The 15,576-nt window shown below is 53.9% G+C and carries 16 protein-coding genes; 7 read left to right on the top strand and 9 right to left on the bottom strand.

Annotation, left to right across the window (positions count from 1 at the left end):
- The first annotated feature begins 19 nt into the window (after nucleotides 1-19).
- Nucleotides 20-931, top strand: coding sequence for a cysteine synthase CysM (gene cysM / locus ACLJRE_RS21690; RefSeq protein WP_023212335.1), 912 nt, complete (start codon nucleotides 20-22; stop codon nucleotides 929-931).
- A gap of 32 nt (nucleotides 932-963) precedes the next feature.
- Here the strand turns inward: cysM and ACLJRE_RS21685 are convergent, their stop codons facing one another.
- Genes ACLJRE_RS21685 through ptsJ form a run of 3 tightly spaced genes read right to left on the bottom strand, consistent with a single transcriptional unit; the run spans nucleotide 964 to nucleotide 3,426 of the window.
- Complete coding sequence (locus tag ACLJRE_RS21685) at nucleotides 964-1,341, bottom strand: YfeK family protein (RefSeq protein WP_000710726.1); 378 nt, start codon at nucleotides 1,339-1,341, stop codon at nucleotides 964-966.
- A gap of 58 nt (nucleotides 1,342-1,399) precedes the next feature.
- Complete coding sequence (locus ACLJRE_RS21680) at nucleotides 1,400-2,119, bottom strand: GMP synthase (protein WP_001728959.1); 720 nt, start codon at nucleotides 2,117-2,119, stop codon at nucleotides 1,400-1,402.
- 14 nt (nucleotides 2,120-2,133) lie between these two features.
- Nucleotides 2,134-3,426: a transcriptional regulator PtsJ gene (gene ptsJ / locus ACLJRE_RS21675; RefSeq protein ID WP_023212336.1), complete on the bottom strand. Its 1,293-nt coding sequence runs from the start codon at nucleotides 3,424-3,426 to the stop codon at nucleotides 2,134-2,136.
- A gap of 82 nt (nucleotides 3,427-3,508) precedes the next feature.
- On the opposite strand from ptsJ, the gene pdxK reads away from it, so the two are divergent.
- Together pdxK and ACLJRE_RS21665 are read left to right on the top strand one after the other, a co-directional pair.
- Nucleotides 3,509-4,375 carry a pyridoxine/pyridoxal/pyridoxamine kinase gene (gene pdxK, locus ACLJRE_RS21670; protein ID WP_023212337.1) on the top strand — a complete coding sequence of 289 codons (867 nt, stop codon included), beginning with the start codon at nucleotides 3,509-3,511 and terminating at the stop codon, nucleotides 4,373-4,375.
- Nucleotides 4,372-4,611 (top strand): hypothetical protein, encoded by a 240-nt coding sequence (locus tag ACLJRE_RS21665; RefSeq protein ID WP_000844541.1) that lies wholly within the window; start codon nucleotides 4,372-4,374, stop codon nucleotides 4,609-4,611. Before pdxK ends, ACLJRE_RS21665 begins: the two co-directional genes overlap by 4 nt.
- A gap of 149 nt (nucleotides 4,612-4,760) precedes the next feature.
- Here the strand turns inward: ACLJRE_RS21665 and crr are convergent, their stop codons facing one another.
- From crr to cysZ, 5 genes are all read right to left on the bottom strand, one after another.
- Complete coding sequence (gene crr, locus ACLJRE_RS21660) at nucleotides 4,761-5,270, bottom strand: PTS glucose transporter subunit IIA (RefSeq protein WP_000522253.1); 510 nt, start codon at nucleotides 5,268-5,270, stop codon at nucleotides 4,761-4,763.
- Nucleotides 5,271-5,310: 40 nt separating this feature from the next.
- Entirely contained in the window at nucleotides 5,311-7,038 is a 1,728-nt protein-coding gene (ptsI, locus tag ACLJRE_RS21655; protein WP_023212338.1) for a phosphoenolpyruvate-protein phosphotransferase PtsI, read from the bottom strand.
- A 48-nt stretch (nucleotides 7,039-7,086) separates the two neighbouring features.
- On the bottom strand, nucleotides 7,087-7,344 hold the full coding sequence (ptsH, locus tag ACLJRE_RS21650; protein WP_000487600.1) for a phosphocarrier protein Hpr: 258 nt from the start codon (nucleotides 7,342-7,344) through the stop codon (nucleotides 7,087-7,089).
- A 383-nt stretch (nucleotides 7,345-7,727) separates the two neighbouring features.
- Complete coding sequence (cysK, locus tag ACLJRE_RS21645; RefSeq protein ID WP_000036904.1) at nucleotides 7,728-8,699, bottom strand: cysteine synthase A; 972 nt, start codon at nucleotides 8,697-8,699, stop codon at nucleotides 7,728-7,730.
- Nucleotides 8,700-9,010: 311 nt separating this feature from the next.
- Entirely contained in the window at nucleotides 9,011-9,772 is a 762-nt protein-coding gene (cysZ, locus tag ACLJRE_RS21640; protein ID WP_000255004.1) for a sulfate transporter CysZ, read from the bottom strand.
- Between the two features lie 231 nt (nucleotides 9,773-10,003).
- Here cysZ and zipA point away from each other — a divergent pair, with 231 nt between their 5' ends.
- The 3 genes from zipA (at nucleotide 10,004) to ACLJRE_RS21625 (ending at nucleotide 13,297) form a co-directional block, all read left to right on the top strand.
- Entirely contained in the window at nucleotides 10,004-10,990 is a 987-nt protein-coding gene (gene zipA, locus ACLJRE_RS21635; protein ID WP_000983115.1) for a cell division protein ZipA, read from the top strand.
- 71 nt (nucleotides 10,991-11,061) lie between these two features.
- A complete protein-coding gene (gene ligA, locus ACLJRE_RS21630) occupies nucleotides 11,062-13,077 on the top strand; it encodes an NAD-dependent DNA ligase LigA (RefSeq protein ID WP_000433271.1) in 2,016 nt (671 codons plus the stop codon).
- 1 nt (nucleotide 13,078) lies between these two features.
- Nucleotides 13,079-13,297: a DUF3820 family protein gene (locus ACLJRE_RS21625; protein WP_001519708.1), complete on the top strand. Its 219-nt coding sequence runs from the start codon at nucleotides 13,079-13,081 to the stop codon at nucleotides 13,295-13,297.
- Here the strand turns inward: ACLJRE_RS21625 and ACLJRE_RS21620 are convergent.
- A complete protein-coding gene (locus tag ACLJRE_RS21620; protein WP_000765570.1) occupies nucleotides 13,294-14,292 on the bottom strand; it encodes a bile acid:sodium symporter family protein in 999 nt (332 codons plus the stop codon). The genes ACLJRE_RS21625 and ACLJRE_RS21620 overlap by 4 nt on opposite strands.
- Nucleotides 14,293-14,381: 89 nt before the next feature.
- Here ACLJRE_RS21620 and ACLJRE_RS21615 point away from each other — a divergent pair, with 89 nt between their 5' ends.
- Nucleotides 14,382-15,308 carry a LysR family transcriptional regulator gene (locus ACLJRE_RS21615; protein WP_001109835.1) on the top strand — a complete coding sequence of 309 codons (927 nt, stop codon included), beginning with the start codon at nucleotides 14,382-14,384 and terminating at the stop codon, nucleotides 15,306-15,308.
- Nucleotides 15,309-15,576: the final 268 nt, after the last annotated feature.

Below are 15,576 nucleotides of genomic sequence, written 5' to 3'. Positions count from 1 at the left end.
TTTTTATTGAGCTGAAAACGTGAATACATTAGAACAAACCATCGGCAATACGCCGCTGGTCAAATTACAACGTCTGGCGCCGGATAACGGCAGTGAAATCTGGGTCAAGCTGGAAGGCAATAATCCAGCAGGATCGGTGAAAGATCGCGCGGCGCTATCGATGATTGTCGAGGCGGAAAAGCGCGGGGAAATTAAACCGGGCGATGTCCTGATTGAAGCGACCAGCGGCAACACTGGCATTGCGCTGGCGATGATCGCCGCGCTGAAAGGTTATCGCATGAAGCTGTTGATGCCAGACAACATGAGCCAGGAGCGTCGGGCGGCAATGCGGGCCTATGGCGCGGAACTGATTCTGGTCACTAAAGAGCAGGGAATGGAAGGGGCACGCGATTTAGCGCTCGCTATGTCTGAGCGAGGCGAGGGCAAACTGCTCGATCAGTTTAATAATCCTGATAATCCCTACGCTCACTACACCACCACCGGCCCGGAAATCTGGCGGCAAACGCAGGGGCGGGTAACGCATTTTGTCTCCAGCATGGGCACGACCGGCACCATTACCGGCGTGTCGCGTTTTCTGCGCGAGCAGGAAAAGCCGGTCACTATCGTTGGCCTGCAGCCGGAAGAGGGCAGCAGTATTCCGGGAATTCGCCGCTGGTCTGCGGAATATATGCCGGGCATATTTAACGCTTCGCTGGTGGATGAGGTGCTGGATATTCATCAGAATGATGCCGAAAACACCATGCGTGAACTGGCGGTGCGTGAAGGGATTTTCTGCGGCGTGAGTTCCGGCGGCGCGGTAGCGGGTGCGTTACGCGTCGCACGAGCCACGCCCGGCGCGATAGTGGTGGCGATCATCTGCGATCGCGGCGACCGTTACTTGTCTACCGGCGTGTTTGGTGAAGAGCATTTCAGCCAGGGGGCAGGGATTTAAACGAGGTGCCATCGTCGTATGGCACCCGTGTGTTATAGCGTTTTATCCGTTTCCGCAATAAGCGCATGTAAATAAGGCTGCGCGTTTTCATCGCTTTTACCGGGAATTTTAACGATATAGGGTTTTCCGGTGATGGACGACGACGACGCGACTTTATCGATAAACTGTTCGGCGGTGTCGATACGATTGCGCGTGTTACCCAGTTTTAAGCGCAGGTGCGATACGGCTTCCTCGCAGTTATGCGCATCACCGTTACGAACGAATGTCAGATCCTTTTTCTGCGCCAGCGCATTAAGCATGGCGTTAATGCGCGCTTCTTCGTGGGCGTTTAGCTTCGCCCAGGCGGGTAGGGCCAGCAGGAGCGCAACGACGGCGCAGACAATTTTCTTCATGGTAAAATCCTTTTTCATGCGAGAATCACTGCACCTCAGACCGTTAGCCGGGTAATAAGTTGCACTCCTGGTGTGGTTATTTCTGTGAGTGCGCCAGCGTGAGTTCATCCAGAAAACGCCACAGCTTTTCATTCATTTGCTGGTAATCCCATGCGCGCATCTCGGCGACCGAGCGGATAAAACGCTTCCCTTGCGCGTCGGCCAGCTCCTGCTGCGAATGTTGGATTAATCCTTCAACCGCCTCAGCGGTAAATTCCATATGACACTGGAAGCCGTAGACAAAATTGCCGTACTGCACTATCTGACGTGGACAGCCTTCGCTTTCGGCCAGCACGGTCGCCTGATCGGTGAGTCCTGGCATATCGTTGTGCCAGTGGCCGACGGTTAACGGGGAGCCAAAGTGGGCGATAAGCGGATGCCGCAGACCGGCTTCAGTGAGCGTAATAGGGTAGTGACCAATCTCTTTTTCCGGACTTTGGCACACAGCGGCGCCCAGCGCCTCGCCAATGAGCTGCGAACCAAGACAAATGCCGATAACCATTCGCCGGGCCGTAATCGCCTGATTAATTAAGTGCTGTTCGGCGCGAGAGTCAAAGTACGGGCACTCTTCGCGGGTGGTGCGCGGCGACTGGGGACCGCCAAATACCACGAGCATATCGAACTCATCGGCATTGGGCGGTAGCGCTTCTCCGGCATAGACGCGCGACCATGAAATGGTATAACCGCGATCTTCAGCCCATTTCAGATAAGCGCCAGCGGATTCAAACGACTCATGGACAACAAAATGAACTCGCACGTTATTTTCTCCTGTTAGCGATTTAGCGCCTGATGGATATCAGCCGCCAGCGTGTTGATCTCGCTGTCATTTAATGTCGACAGCGTGATACGTAGACCGTGAGACGGCGCGCTTACGCCAAAGGCTTCTCCCTCACGTACCAGCCAGCCGGATTTTGCCAGCGTAAACGCGGTAGCCTGGCTATGGGTGTCCAGCGGGAGCCAGGCATTCACGCCGTCGCCGGGAGAAATGGCGATGCCATATTGCTGTAGGGCGCAGGCCAGTTTTTGTTGCCGGGCGGCGTAAAACAGCCGCGTTTGCGCCAGCCTGTGCTGATACTCAGGGTCGGTCAGGCAGGCGTAGACCAGATCCTGTAACAGATGGCTGACCCACTGACTACCGGCATTTAGCCGCAGCCGAAGTTTTGCCGAGGTCGCGCTGTCGCTGGCGACAATAGCAAGACGTAAATCGGGGCCGAGGGCTTTGGAAACGGAGCGTATCACCGCCCAGTGTTGCGTTGTCTGCGCAATAACCGGCTGCCAGGGCGACGAAGAAAGCAAGGCGAAGTGATCGTCGATAATGACCAGTACCTGAGGGTAACGCGCCAGTATATTTTGCAGCGCAGCGGCACGGCGAGCGCTCAGGCTACAGCCGGTAGGGTTGTGCGCGCGCGGCGTTAAGATCACTGCCCGCGCGCCCTGATTTAGCGCCTGCTCCAGCTTTTCAGGCTGCATTCCTTCGCTATCTACGCTGACCGGGCTGGCGCTAAAACCGGCATAGCGCAGCATATTGATACTGCTTAAAAAACAGGGATCTTCCACCGCGACGCTGTCGCCCGGCAGCAGATGCGCGCAAAGCAGTCTTTCGATAGCGTCGATAGCTCCGCTGGTGATATCAATTTCGCCTGCGACGGGAGTGGCATCCCGTAGCCAGCGCGCCGCCCAGGCGTGTAGTTCAGGGGAAACGGGCGCATCGCCGTAGAGATGCGGCGTGCGGTTGAGACGGGCAAAATAATGGCTGAGGTCAGGCAGACGCTGCGGATCGGGATTGCCGCCGGAAAGGTCGTGCAGAGGCGTATGCGGATCGCCGCCTTCCAGCGCTACGGGAGACGGACTGCCTTTAATCACCGTCCCATTGCGGCCTAAACTTTGCGCCAGTCCCGCCGTTATCAGCCGTTTATACGCCGCTGCGACGGTATTGCGGTTCACCTTTAATTCGTTTGCCAGCTCCCGTACCGGCGGGAGCGAATCCTCTGCCCGTAACGTGCCGGCAATAATGTGTTGACGGATACTGTCAAAAATTTCGTTAGCGGTTTTTCCGTCGATCATTATTGACCTATGACAAAATGAATTTTAGCATATGACAATGATAATGAGGCGGTAGCCTGCTGTCCAGCGAGAGGAAAATTTTATGGGACAAGAGAGTGATATTCAGTCAGTGCTCTTCGACGACAACTATCGGGCGTTACAGACCGATATCGTCGCCGTCCAGTCACAGGTCGTGTACGGCAGCGTAGGCAACAGTATCGCTGTTCCGGCCATTAAAGCGCAGGGATTACGCGTGACGGCTGTCCCGACGGTGCTGTTCAGCAATACGCCGCACTATAAAACGTTTTATGGCGGTATTATTCCCGCCGAGTGGTTTGCAGGCTACCTTACGGCGTTGAATGAGCGCGATGCGCTACGTGAATTAAAAGCGATTACCACCGGTTACATGGGCAGCGCAGACCAAATTGTCTTGCTTTCGAAGTGGCTAATGGCGATCCGGGCTTCGCATCCGGAGGTGTGTATTCTTGTTGATCCGGTCATTGGCGATACCGACAGTGGAATGTATGTGCAGGCGGAAATTCCGCAGGCTTATCGCACACATTTGTTGCCGCAGGCGCAGGGGCTAACGCCGAACGTATTTGAGCTGGAGATGCTGAGTGGTAAACCGTGCCGCACGCTGGAAGAGGCGGTGGCGGCGGCGCAATCGCTGCTTTCCGATACGCTGAAATGGGTGGTTATCACCAGCGCGCCGGGCGAATCTCTGGAGACCATAACGGTTGCCGTCGTTACCGCGCAGGTCGTGGAGGTCTTTGCCCATCCGCGGGTGGCGACGGAGTTAAAAGGGACGGGAGATCTCTTTTGCGCCGAGCTGGTCAGCGGTATTGTGCAGGGAAAAAAACTGACGACCGCGGCAAAAGATGCGGCGCAGCGCGTGCTGGAGGTGATGACCTGGACACAGCAGTGTGGCTGTGATGAGTTAATTCTGCCGCCGGCAGGGGAGGCGCGATGAAGAGTTATCGGCTGGTAGTTCGCCAGCAGGGACGTATCGTGGGGCATTTTGAAACGAGCGGGCTGGACGCGCTGGAAGATATTTGCGTAGCGCGGGCGATGTTTGGTATCACTGGCGGCTATCAGTGCGAGTTGCAAGTGTCCGATTCCGAACGCAGGATGCTGGAGAGTGGCCCGGATGGGATGAAGATCCTGATGCGCGAGAAGTGCTTTCGCCCGGTGACCTCGCAGTTGTAACCCGTGGATTGGCGCTGAAATGTTCGCAACCTTGTAGGCCTGATAAGCGTAGCGCCATCAGGCAGTGCGCCGCACCATCGCCGGATGGCGGCGCAAGTACAGGCAAAAAAAATGGCGCCCAAAGGCGCCATTCTTCACTGCGGCAAGAATTACTTCTTAATGCGGATAACCGGAGTTTCACCCACGGTCACGCTACCGGACAGTTTGATCAGTTCTTTGATTTCATCCATGTTGGAGATAACAACCGGAGTCAGGGTAGACTTGGCTTTTTCTTCCAGCAACGGCAGATCGAACTCGATGACCGGATCGCCAACTTTCACGCGCTGACCTTCTTCAGCAATACGCTTGAAGCCTTCGCCTTTCAGCTCAACGGTGTCGATACCGAAGTGAACGAACAGCTCAATGCCGCTATCAGATTCGATAGAGAACGCATGGTTGGTTTCAAAGATTTTGCCGATGGTACCGTCAACAGGGGCGACCATTTTGTTACCGGTTGGTTTGATAGCGATGCCATCACCAACGATTTTTTCAGCAAAAACTACATCCGGCACGTCTTCGATGTTGACGATCTCGCCAGAGAGCGGGGCAACAATCTCAATAGTTCCGGTGTCTTTCTTATCATCAGAAACCAGAGATTTTAGTTTATCGAACAAACCCATGATCTTCTCCTAAGCAGTAAATTGGGCCGCATCTCGTGGATTAGCAGATTGTTTTTTCTTCAATGAACTTGTTAACCAGCGTCATTAACTCGTCCGTTGTCGGTTGAGCAAGAGCCTGCTCTGCTAACACCTTCGCATCTTCGAAGTTCGTGTTACGGATAATCTTCTTAATGCGCGGGATAGAAATGGCGCTCATAGAGAATTCGTCCAGACCCATCCCCAGCAACAGAAGTGTAGCACGTTCGTCGCCTGCAAGCTCACCACACATGCCAGTCCATTTACCTTCTGCATGAGAAGCATCAATAACTTGCTTGATCAAGTTCAGTACGGACGGTGACATTGGCTGGTAAAGGTGTGAAATCATATCATTACCACGGTCAACTGCCAGGGTGTACTGCGTTAAATCATTGGTGCCGATACTAAAGAAATCAACTTCTTTGGCTAAATGACGCGCAATTGTCGCCGCAGCCGGTGTTTCCACCATCACGCCAATCTCAATGCTTTCGTCAAATGCTTTACCTTCGTCACGCAGTTCCTGTTTGTAGATTTCAATCTCTTTGCGCAGCGCGCGAACTTCTTCAACAGAGATGATCATCGGGAACATAATGCGCAATTTACCGAAAGCGGAGGCACGCAGAATCGCGCGAACCTGGTCACGCAGGATCTCTTTGCGATCCATGGCGATACGCACGGCGCGCCAGCCCAGGAACGGGTTCTCTTCTTTCGGGAAGTTCATGTAAGGCAGCTCTTTGTCGCCGCCAATGTCCATGGTACGGACGATAACCGCCTGCGAGCCGCACGCTTCAGCGACCGCTTTATAGGCGGCAAACTGCTCTTCTTCTGTCGGCAGCGCGTCGCGATCCATGAACAGGAATTCAGTACGATACAGACCAACGCCTTCCGCGCCGTTACGCTCAGCGCCTTCAACGTCGCGAACGGTACCGATGTTGGCGCAAACTTCGACCTGATGTCCATCCAGCGTGATTGCCGGCAGATCTTTCAGTTTTGCGAGTTCCGCTTTCTCGGTCGCAACCTGCTCCTGGGCGGCGCGCAGTTGCTCAATAACATCGTTGGTCGGGTTGACGTAAACCTGGTTGTTTACGGCATCCAGAATCAGATAGTCGCCGTTTTTCACCTGAGAGGTGACGCTACCGGTACCTACGATCGCCGGCAGTTCCAGAGAACGCGCCATGATGGAGGTATGAGACGTGCGTCCGCCCGCGTCGGTGATGAAGCCCAGCACTTTCTGCAGGTTCAGCTGTGCAGTTTCTGATGGCGTCAGGTCAGCGGCAACCAGGATAACTTCTTCCTGAATCGCGCTCAGATCGATAATGGCCAGACCCAGGATGTTGCGCAGCAGGCGCTTACCGATATCACGTACGTCAGCCGCGCGCTCTTTCAGGTATTCATCATCCAGTTCTTCCAGGGCAGTGGCCTGACCTTCGATAACTTCATGTGCGGCTGCGTCAGCCGTCATGTGCTTATCTTTAATCAGGGCTATGATTTCCTGCTCCAGCTCCTCATCTTCGAGCAGCATAATATGCCCTTCAAAGATGGCTTCTTTTTCTTCACCGAACGTTTCACCAGCTTTTGTCTTGATCGCTTCCAGTTGCGCAGATGCCTTGGCACGACCGCTCAGAAAACGTTCAACTTCCTGATCAACCTTGTCGGCAGAAATTTTTTTCCGGTCAATGACGATTTCGTCTTCTTTCAGCAGCAGTGCTTTGCCGAAAGCGATACCCGGGGATGCTAAAATGCCTGAAATCATAACCCTACCTTACTTGTGACTGATTTTTAAAAGAACCCGGAAAAAAACTTACTCGAGTTCCGCCATCAGTTTGACCAGATGTTCAACCGCTTTCTGCTCATCTTCACCTTCTGCGGAGATGGTGACGACGGTGCCTTGAGTCAGGCCCAGAGTCTGCAGTTTAAACAGGCTTTTCGCGCTGGCGCTTTTGCCGTTGGAAGTCACAGTAATCTCAGAAGTGAAGCCTTTTGCTTCTTTAACAAACTGAGCAGCAGGGCGGGTGTGCAGACCGTTCGGAGCGGTAATGGTAACTTCTTGCTGGAACATTGTATTTCCCCAACTTATAGGTTTAGTGTTGTGGAACTAAAGTCTAGCCTGGCGGCTCAACTTTAGCCTGTATTGTTAGCGCCGGCGTAAACGGGACGCGACACAAAAGGTGTTCTACGCAATCCGTTGCTGGCAACTTATGGCCGCTGACGTTTCGCTCGTCATTAAACATTATGCCGCGAAAGGAAGATTTGAACCAAATCATAAAATCGATTCAGCTAACGCTTTTCCTGTAACGATTAATTTCGCGCATCAAAATAATTAGTCTGGTTAAATACCAGTTCCGGCAGGGTGAATCAATGCCAGGTGAGGTGAAAGTTTGAAGCAGGCCACAAAAAAGCACCCAAAAAGGTGCTTTTTTACGCGTTTTTAACATGCTGGCATCACTGTTGCAGTTCTTTCTCAGTAAAGAGATCGGCGAACAACGCGGTGCTCAGATAACGCTCACCTGATGAAGGTAGGATAACCACAATATTCTTATTGGTAAAGCTTTCATCTTCCTGCAGCTTAAGCGCTGCAGCAACCGCGGCGCCGGAAGAAATTCCCGCCAGAATACCTTCCTCTTCCATCAGACGGCGCGCGGTAGAAATGGCTTCTTCATTGGTGATGCCAACCACTTTATCAATCAGTTTCAGATCCAGGTTGCCTGGGATGAAGCCTGCGCCGATGCCCTGAATTTTATGCGGGCCCGGTTTGATCTCTTCACCAGCCAGCGCCTGGGCGATAACCGGGGAGTCAGTGGGTTCTACCGCAACGGTGATAAGATCGGTTTTACCCTTCGTCCCTTTGATATAACGCGTGACGCCGGTTAACGTACCGCCAGTACCGACGCCGGAGATAAACACATCCACCTGACCATCGGTGTCTTCCCAGATTTCCGGGCCGGTGGTTTTTTCATGGATTTCCGGGTTGGCAGGGTTGCTGAACTGCTGGAGCAGGAGATATTTTTGCGGATCGCTGGCGACAATTTCTTCGGCTTTCTGAATAGCGCCTTTCATCCCTTTCGCCCCTTCGGTCAGCACCAGATTCGCGCCTAATGCTTTGAGTAGCTTGCGGCGTTCAATGCTCATGGTTTCCGGCATGGTCAGGGTGAGTTTGTAACCGCGCGCGGCGGCGACATACGCCAGCGCAATACCGGTGTTGCCGCTGGTCGGCTCCACCAGTTCCACGCCAGGTTTCAGTACGCCACGCTTTTCGGCATCCCAAATCATATTGGCGCCGATACGGCACTTGACGCTGAAGCTCGGGTTGCGCGACTCCACCTTCGCCAGAATGCGTCCATTACCGATACGGTTCAGTCGAACCAGCGGCGTATGACCGATAGTCAGCGAGTTATCTTCATAAATCTTACTCATGGCCTGTCCTTAACTGTATGAAATTGGGATACCTTCCCAGCATACCTTCCAGCCAGATATGGGGAAGTAAAGATTTCGCATATCTATATGCTGATGGGAAATAATGGTTATCAGTATAGAATAAGAGACAGCATAAGAGCCTATCCCATTAGGGCTATTTTACTTGCCATTTTGGACACGGACAGCGCGCAAAATCCTCACGTACTACGTGTACGCTCCGGTTTTTGCGCGCTGTCCGTGTCCAAACTGGCTGCGCCAATAACGCCTGGTGGGATAGGCTCTAAGCCATCTCTTATTTATACATTTTTACGTTATTTCCATAACGCGTGCTTAGCACGCCAGCAATCAACCCACATTGCCGTCGCGCCACAGACGGCGACAGGCATAATGAAAAGGTTAAGCACTGGAATCATCGTAAAGAGGCTGGTGAGCGCGCCAAATTGCATATTCGCCACCTTCTGCGTGCGCAACGCGGCGCGCATCGTTTTAAACGGCACTTTGTGGTTATCAAACGGGTAGTCGCAATACTGGATCGCCAGCATCCAGGCGCTGAACAAAAACCACAGCACCGGCGCGATGGTTTGGCCAATGCCAGGAATAAAATAGAGAACCAGCAGCACAATAGCACGCGGCAGATACCACGCCAGCTTTTGCCATTCACGTTTCATAATGCGCGGTACATCTTTCATGATGCCGAGTATGCCGGTATCTGGCGGCGTGGCGCCGGTTAACCGCGCCTCAAGCTGTTCGGCTAAAAGGCCGTTAAACGGCGCGGCGATCCAGTTGGCGAGGGTAGAGAAAAAATAGCCAAAGACCAGCAGAACAGAAATAACCGCAATCGGCCACAGCAGATAGCTCAGCCATTGCAGCCAGTCCGGCACATGACTCATCAACGAAGGTATCCAGGCGTCAAGCTGGGTAAACAGCCACCAAAATGCGCCGCCCATCAGCACAATGTTGACCAGCAAAGGTAAAATAACAAAGCGGCGGATTCCCGGTAGGGTGACTAACTTCCATCCTTGCGAGAAATAATAGACGCCGCTATGTGGTACGGTTGTGGATGATGAAACCATATGCAGGACATACTCCTTTTTCTTAAAGCCCTGGGTAAACGTGGGATATCTTACCCGGTTATCAGACGGTGGATAGTTCGGAAATGTTCGAAAAAACAGCAAAAAGTACATTTTCCTTCATCTTTATGCTGCGAAAGCCAACAGTACACTTGCACTTGACGTAATCGGCAAATACTCTTAGTGAGTAAATGTTTGCCGTGGTGGCAAGGTGTTAGAACAACAGAGAATATAATGATGCAGGATTTGCGTCTGATATTAATCATTGTTGGCGCGATCGCCATAATCGCTTTACTGGTACATGGTTTCTGGACCAGCCGTAAAGAACGCTCTTCTATGTTCCGCGATCGTCCACTAAAACGCATGAAATCGAAACGCGACGACGACTCGTATGACGACGATGTTGAAGAAGACGAAGGCGTGGGTGAAGTTCGTGTTCACCGCGTAAATCATGCCCCCGGCCAGCCGCAGGAGCATGATGCCCCTCGTCAGTCGCCGCAACACCAGTACCAGCCGCCTTATGCGTCTGCGCAACCGCGTCCAGCGGCGCCGCCGCAGCCGCAAGCGCCGATGCAACAGCCGGTTCAGCAACCGGTCCAACCTGCGCCGCAGCCTCAGCAGGTTCAGCCATCTGCGCCGCCGGTACAGCCGCCGCAACAGCAGCCTGCACCGCCGTCGCAAACGCCGCAGCCTGTTGCGCAGCCCGCGCCGCCGCCATCAGCGCAAACCTTCCAGCCTGCGGAACCTGTGGTTGAGGCAGAACCGGTAGTGGAAGAAGCGCCGGTTGTGGAAAAACCGCAGCGTAAAGAGGCGGTCATCATTATGAACGTCGCGGCCCATCATGGCAGCGAGCTTAATGGTGAAGTGTTACTGAACAGTATTCAGCAGTCAGGCTTTAAATTTGGCGATATGAATATTTTCCATCGTCATTTGAGCCCGGACGGCAGCGGCCCGGCCTTGTTCAGTCTCGCGAATATGGTCAATCCGGGAACGTTTGATCCTGAAATGACGGACTTCACTACGCCTGGCGTCACTATCTTTATGCAGGTTCCGTCTTACGGCGATGCGCTGCAGAACTTCAAGCTGATGCTGCAATCCGCGCAGCATATCGCTGATGAGGTCGGCGGCGTTGTGCTGGATGACCAGCGTCGGATGATGACGCCGCAGAAACTGCGCGAATATCAGGACCGCATCCGCGAGGTGATGGACGCTAACGCCTGAGGTTAACGCAGGTGTGACATTTTTAACGTAACCCCCGCCTGTCGGGGGTTTTTTATCATTGATGGTGTGATATGGAACCAATCGAACAACAACTAACAGAACTGCGAACCACGCTTCGCCATCATGAATATCTGTATCATGTGATGGATGCGCCGGAGATTCCCGACGCCGAATATGACCGCCTGATGCGGGAACTGCGAGAGCTGGAGGCGCAACGTCCGGACCTTATCACGCCGGATTCGCCCACGCAGCGCGTTGGCGCGGCGCCGCTGACGGCATTCAACCAGATTCGCCATGAAGTACCGATGCTGTCGCTCGATAACGTATTTGATGAAGAAAGCTTCCTGGCGTTTAACAAGCGAGTGCAGGATCGTCTAAAAAGCACGGAAAATGTCATCTGGTGCTGCGAGCTAAAACTGGATGGCCTGGCGGTCAGCATTCTGTATGAAAACGGCGTGCTGGTGAGCGCTGCGACGCGTGGCGACGGCACCACCGGTGAAGATATCACTTCAAACGTGCGCACGATTCGCGCCATTCCTTTAAAGCTGCATGGCGATAACATTCCGGCGCGTCTTGAAGTTCGCGGAGAGGTATTTTTACCGCAGGCCGGGTTCGAAAAGATCAATGAAGACGCGCGCCGTACTGGCGGCAAAGTGTTTGCTAACCCGCGTAACGCGGCGGCGGGCTCGCTGCGTCAGCTCGATCCGCGTATTACGGCGAAGCGACCGCTAACATTTTTCTGCTACGGCGTCGGTATTCTGGAAGGCGGCGAGTTGCCGGATACGCATCTGGGACGTTTGCTGCAATTTAAAGCGTGGGGGCTACCGGTCAGCGATCGCGTGACGCTGTGCGATTCTCCCCAGGCGGTACTGGATTTTTATCACAACGTCGAAAAAGATCGCCCCACGCTCGGTTTTGATATCGACGGCGTGGTGATTAAGGTCAACTCGCTGGCTTTGCAGGAACAGCTGGGCTTTGTGGCCCGCGCGCCGCGCTGGGCGGTGGCGTTTAAATTCCCTGCTCAGGAGCAGATGACTTTTGTGCGCGATGTTGAGTTTCAGGTCGGGCGCACCGGGGCGATTACGCCGGTGGCGCGTCTGGAACCAGTTCAGGTGGCTGGTGTGCTGGTCAGCAATGCCACGTTGCATAATGCCGATGAAATTGAACGGCTTGGCTTGCGTATTGGCGATAAGGTGGTTATCCGTCGGGCAGGCGATGTGATCCCTCAGGTGGTCAACGTGGTTCTGTCCGAACGCCCTGAAGAGACGCGTCCGATTGTGTTTCCAACGCACTGTCCGGTGTGCGGATCGGACGTAGAGCGCGTTGAAGGCGAAGCCGTTACCCGTTGTACCGGCGGGCTGATTTGCGGCGCGCAGCGTAAAGAGTCGCTGAAACATTTTGTGTCGCGCCGGGCGATGGATGTAGACGGGATGGGCGATAAGATCATCGACCAACTGGTGGAAAGGGAGTATGTCCATACGCCAGCGGATCTGTTCCGTCTGACGGCGGGTAAACTGACCGGCTTGGACCGAATGGGGCCAAAGTCCGCGCAAAATGTTGTTAACGCGCTGGAAAAAGCCAAAGCGACGACCTTTGCGCGTTTTCTCTATGCGCTGGGCATCCGTGAAGTGGGTGAAGCGACGGCGGCGGGGCTGGCAGCTTATTTCGGCACGCTGGAGGCGCTGCAGGCCGCCACCATTGACGAGTTGCAGAAAGTACCTGACGTGGGGATTGTGGTCGCTACGCACGTCTTTAACTTTTTTGCCGAAGAGAGTAATCGTGACGTGATTGGGCAGCTACTGGCGGAAGGGGTGCACTGGCCCGCGCCAGTAGTCATTAATGTGCAAGAGATTGATAGCCCGTTTGCCGGTAAAACCGTGGTACTAACCGGTAGCCTGAGCCAGATGTCCCGCGATGACGCTAAAGCGCGTTTAGTGGCGGTGGGCGCGAAAGTGGCAGGCAGCGTATCGAAGAAAACCGATCTGGTGATTGCCGGTGAAGCGGCGGGTTCCAAACTTGCCAAAGCGCAGGAACTGGGTATTACCGTGATTGATGAAGCGGAAATGATCCGCTTACTGGGTGCCTGAGATGGAAAAAGAGCAGCTGGTTGAAATCGCCAACACCGTGATGCCGTTCGGCAAATATCAGGGACGTCGATTGATCGACCTTCCGGAAGAGTATTTGCTGTGGTTTGCCCGTAAAGATCAATTTCCGGCGGGTAAACTGGGGGAGTTGATGCAAATCACGCTGCTGATTAAAACCGAGGGGCTGACGCAACTGGTACAGCCCCTGAAACGCCCGCTTTAAGCTTTCGCGGCGCGGCTTTCCTGCTGCGCCTGTAACATCTCGGTCTGGCGTTTGTAGCGCCGCGCCAGCCCTGCGCAGACCATCAGTTGGATCTGGTGGAAGATCATCAGCGGTAATACCATCATACCCAGCACTGACGTCGGAAAAAGAATATTGGCCATCGGGATCCCGTTGGCCAGGCTTTTTTTCGAACCGCAGAAAACAATAGTAATTTCGTCGGCTTTATTGAAGCCGCATTTACGGGCGACAAAGACGTTAATAGCGATGACGATCGCCAACAGTATGAGGCTGACCACGACGATAAACAGCAGCGATCCCCAGCCGACTTTGTGCCAGATGCCGTTGACCACCGCTTCGCTGAACGCCGAGTAGACCACCAACAGAATAGAGGTCTGATCCGTTTTCGCGATCCACTTTTTGTTGCGCGCGACCCAGTTGCCGATCCACGGGCGAGACAGGTGTCCCAGCACAAAAGGCAGCAGCAGTTGCAGCATAATTTTGCCCACCTCTTCCAGACTGCCCTGCGCGCCATGAATATTCATTACCAGACCGACCAGCAACGGCGACAGGAAAATGCCCAGCAGACTGGACGCAGACGCTGAGCACACCGCGGCCGCGACGTTACCGCCCGCGAGTGAAGTAAACGCAATCGCAGACTGCACGGTGGCGGGCAAAATACACAGATACAGAAAGCCGCTGTAGAGCATAGGGTCGACATTGACAGGTGCCCACCAGGCAAACAGTACGCCGAGGACAGGAAAGAGCACAAAAGTGCTGCACATGACCCACAGATGCAACCGCCAGTGGCTGCCGCCAGCGATGATCGCTTCACGCGAAAGCTTCGCGCCATGCATAAAAAATAGCAGAGCGATGGCCGCTGTCGTAATGCCTTCAACGACAGGCACAAAGCCGCCTTCCGCCGGGAAAAAAGAGGCCAGTAGTACCACGGTGATAAGTGTCAGCGTGAAAGGGTCAAGGATACGAAAAAGTTTCATAAAAACTCCTGAAAGTCGGTGCAGCTATTTTGCGTTTTTCGCTTTGAGAAATAAAATTGATTTATTGCATCTATATATGAATCTAGTCGATGAATTATTCACTGCGTCAGCTGCGTATTTTTATTACCGTCGCCCAGGCCAAAAGTTTCAGTCGGGCAGGGGACAGGATTGGACTGAGCCAGTCTGCGGTCAGTCATAGCGTAAAAGAGCTGGAGCGGCAAACCGGCGTCAGACTGCTGGATCGCACTACGCGTGAGGTGGTGCTGACCGAGGCGGGGCAACAACTGGCGACGCGTCTGGAGCGGGTGCTTGATGAACTGAATAGCATACTGCGCGATGCAGGCAGAGTAGGGACACAATTAACCGGCACCGTGCGCGTTGCCGCGAGCCAAACCATTTCTGCGCATCTTATTCCGCAATGCATTGCCCAAAGTAATTCACTTTATCCCGCTATTGATTTTGTATTGCACGATCGTCCGCAGCAGTGGGTGCTGGAGAGTATCCGCCAGGGAGAAGTGGATTTTGGCATCGTTATCGATCCCGGCGCAGCGGTGGATTTACAGTGTGAAGCCATCTTATCAGAGCCTTTTTTACTGTTGTGTCGCCAGGATCATCCGCTGGCGCATCAGGAATGGGTAAGCTGGCAGGATCTTAAACAGGCGTCGCTGGTCTTACAGGATTATGCTTCCGGCAGTCGACCGCTGATTGATGCGGCGCTGGCCCATTTTTCGATTGATGCCAATATTGTTCAGGAGATTGGTCACCCGGCCACGCTTTTTCCAATGGTGGAAGCGGGAATCGGCATCAGCGTGCTGCCCGCGCTGGCGTTACCGCTCCCGCAGGGCAGCCACTTACAGGTTAAACGGCTGACGCCCGTAGTTGAAAGGCAGCTCATGCTGGCGCGGCGAAAAAACCGATCGCTCTCCACGGCGGCGCAGGCGTTGTGGGATGTAGTACGCACCCAGGCCAGCGAATTAACCGCCGCGAGGGCGAAAGATCCGCTGTATCAGCTATAGACGGTAAGTGAGCCGGTAGCGTTGCTGCGGTATTTATGCCGGATGGCGACTAACGTCTTATCCGGCCTACGCGTGTGGTGTCGTCTGTAGGCCTGATAAGCGCAGCGCATCAGGCAAGACCCGAACCTGCTGCAGGTTCGAATCTTCCATATCGCAGATAGCAAAAAAGCGCCTTTAGGGCGCTTTTTTACATTGGTGGGTCGTGCAGGATTCGAACCTGCGACCAATTGATTAAAAGTCAACTGCTCTACCAACTGAGCTAACGACC

The sequence above is a fragment of the Salmonella sp. SAL04157 genome, from assembly GCF_046551635.1.
Lineage (GTDB): Bacteria > Pseudomonadota > Gammaproteobacteria > Enterobacterales > Enterobacteriaceae > Salmonella > Salmonella enterica.
Note: the sequence above shows the minus strand (reverse complement) of the source record. Positions and strands in the feature narration are given on the sequence as shown.

Excerpts from the sequence above, each read along its gene's own strand:
- ACLJRE_RS21685 (WP_000710726.1), bottom strand. The coding sequence starts at position 1,341 with ATGAAAAAGGATTTTACCATGAAGAAAATTGTCTGCGCCGTCGTTGCG.
- ptsI (WP_023212338.1), bottom strand. The coding sequence starts at position 7,038 with ATGATTTCAGGCATTTTAGCATCCCCGGGTATCGCTTTCGGCAAAGCA.
- ACLJRE_RS21625 (WP_001519708.1), top strand. The coding sequence starts at position 13,079 with ATGGAAAAAGAGCAGCTGGTTGAAATCGCCAACACCGTGATGCCGTTC.
- ACLJRE_RS21665 (WP_000844541.1), top strand. The coding sequence starts at position 4,372 with ATGAAGAGTTATCGGCTGGTAGTTCGCCAGCAGGGACGTATCGTGGGG.
- pdxK (WP_023212337.1), top strand. The coding sequence starts at position 3,509 with ATGGGACAAGAGAGTGATATTCAGTCAGTGCTCTTCGACGACAACTAT.
- cysZ (WP_000255004.1), bottom strand. The coding sequence starts at position 9,772 with ATGGTTTCATCATCCACAACCGTACCACATAGCGGCGTCTATTATTTC.
- crr (WP_000522253.1), bottom strand. The coding sequence starts at position 5,270 with ATGGGTTTGTTCGATAAACTAAAATCTCTGGTTTCTGATGATAAGAAA.
- ptsJ (WP_023212336.1), bottom strand. The coding sequence starts at position 3,426 with ATGATCGACGGAAAAACCGCTAACGAAATTTTTGACAGTATCCGTCAA.
- zipA (WP_000983115.1), top strand. The coding sequence starts at position 10,004 with ATGATGCAGGATTTGCGTCTGATATTAATCATTGTTGGCGCGATCGCC.
- cysK (WP_000036904.1), bottom strand. The coding sequence starts at position 8,699 with ATGAGTAAGATTTATGAAGATAACTCGCTGACTATCGGTCATACGCCG.
- ligA (WP_000433271.1), top strand. The coding sequence starts at position 11,062 with ATGGAACCAATCGAACAACAACTAACAGAACTGCGAACCACGCTTCGC.
- ACLJRE_RS21620 (WP_000765570.1), bottom strand. The coding sequence starts at position 14,292 with ATGAAACTTTTTCGTATCCTTGACCCTTTCACGCTGACACTTATCACC.
- ACLJRE_RS21615 (WP_001109835.1), top strand. The coding sequence starts at position 14,382 with ATGAATTATTCACTGCGTCAGCTGCGTATTTTTATTACCGTCGCCCAG.
- ptsH (WP_000487600.1), bottom strand. The coding sequence starts at position 7,344 with ATGTTCCAGCAAGAAGTTACCATTACCGCTCCGAACGGTCTGCACACC.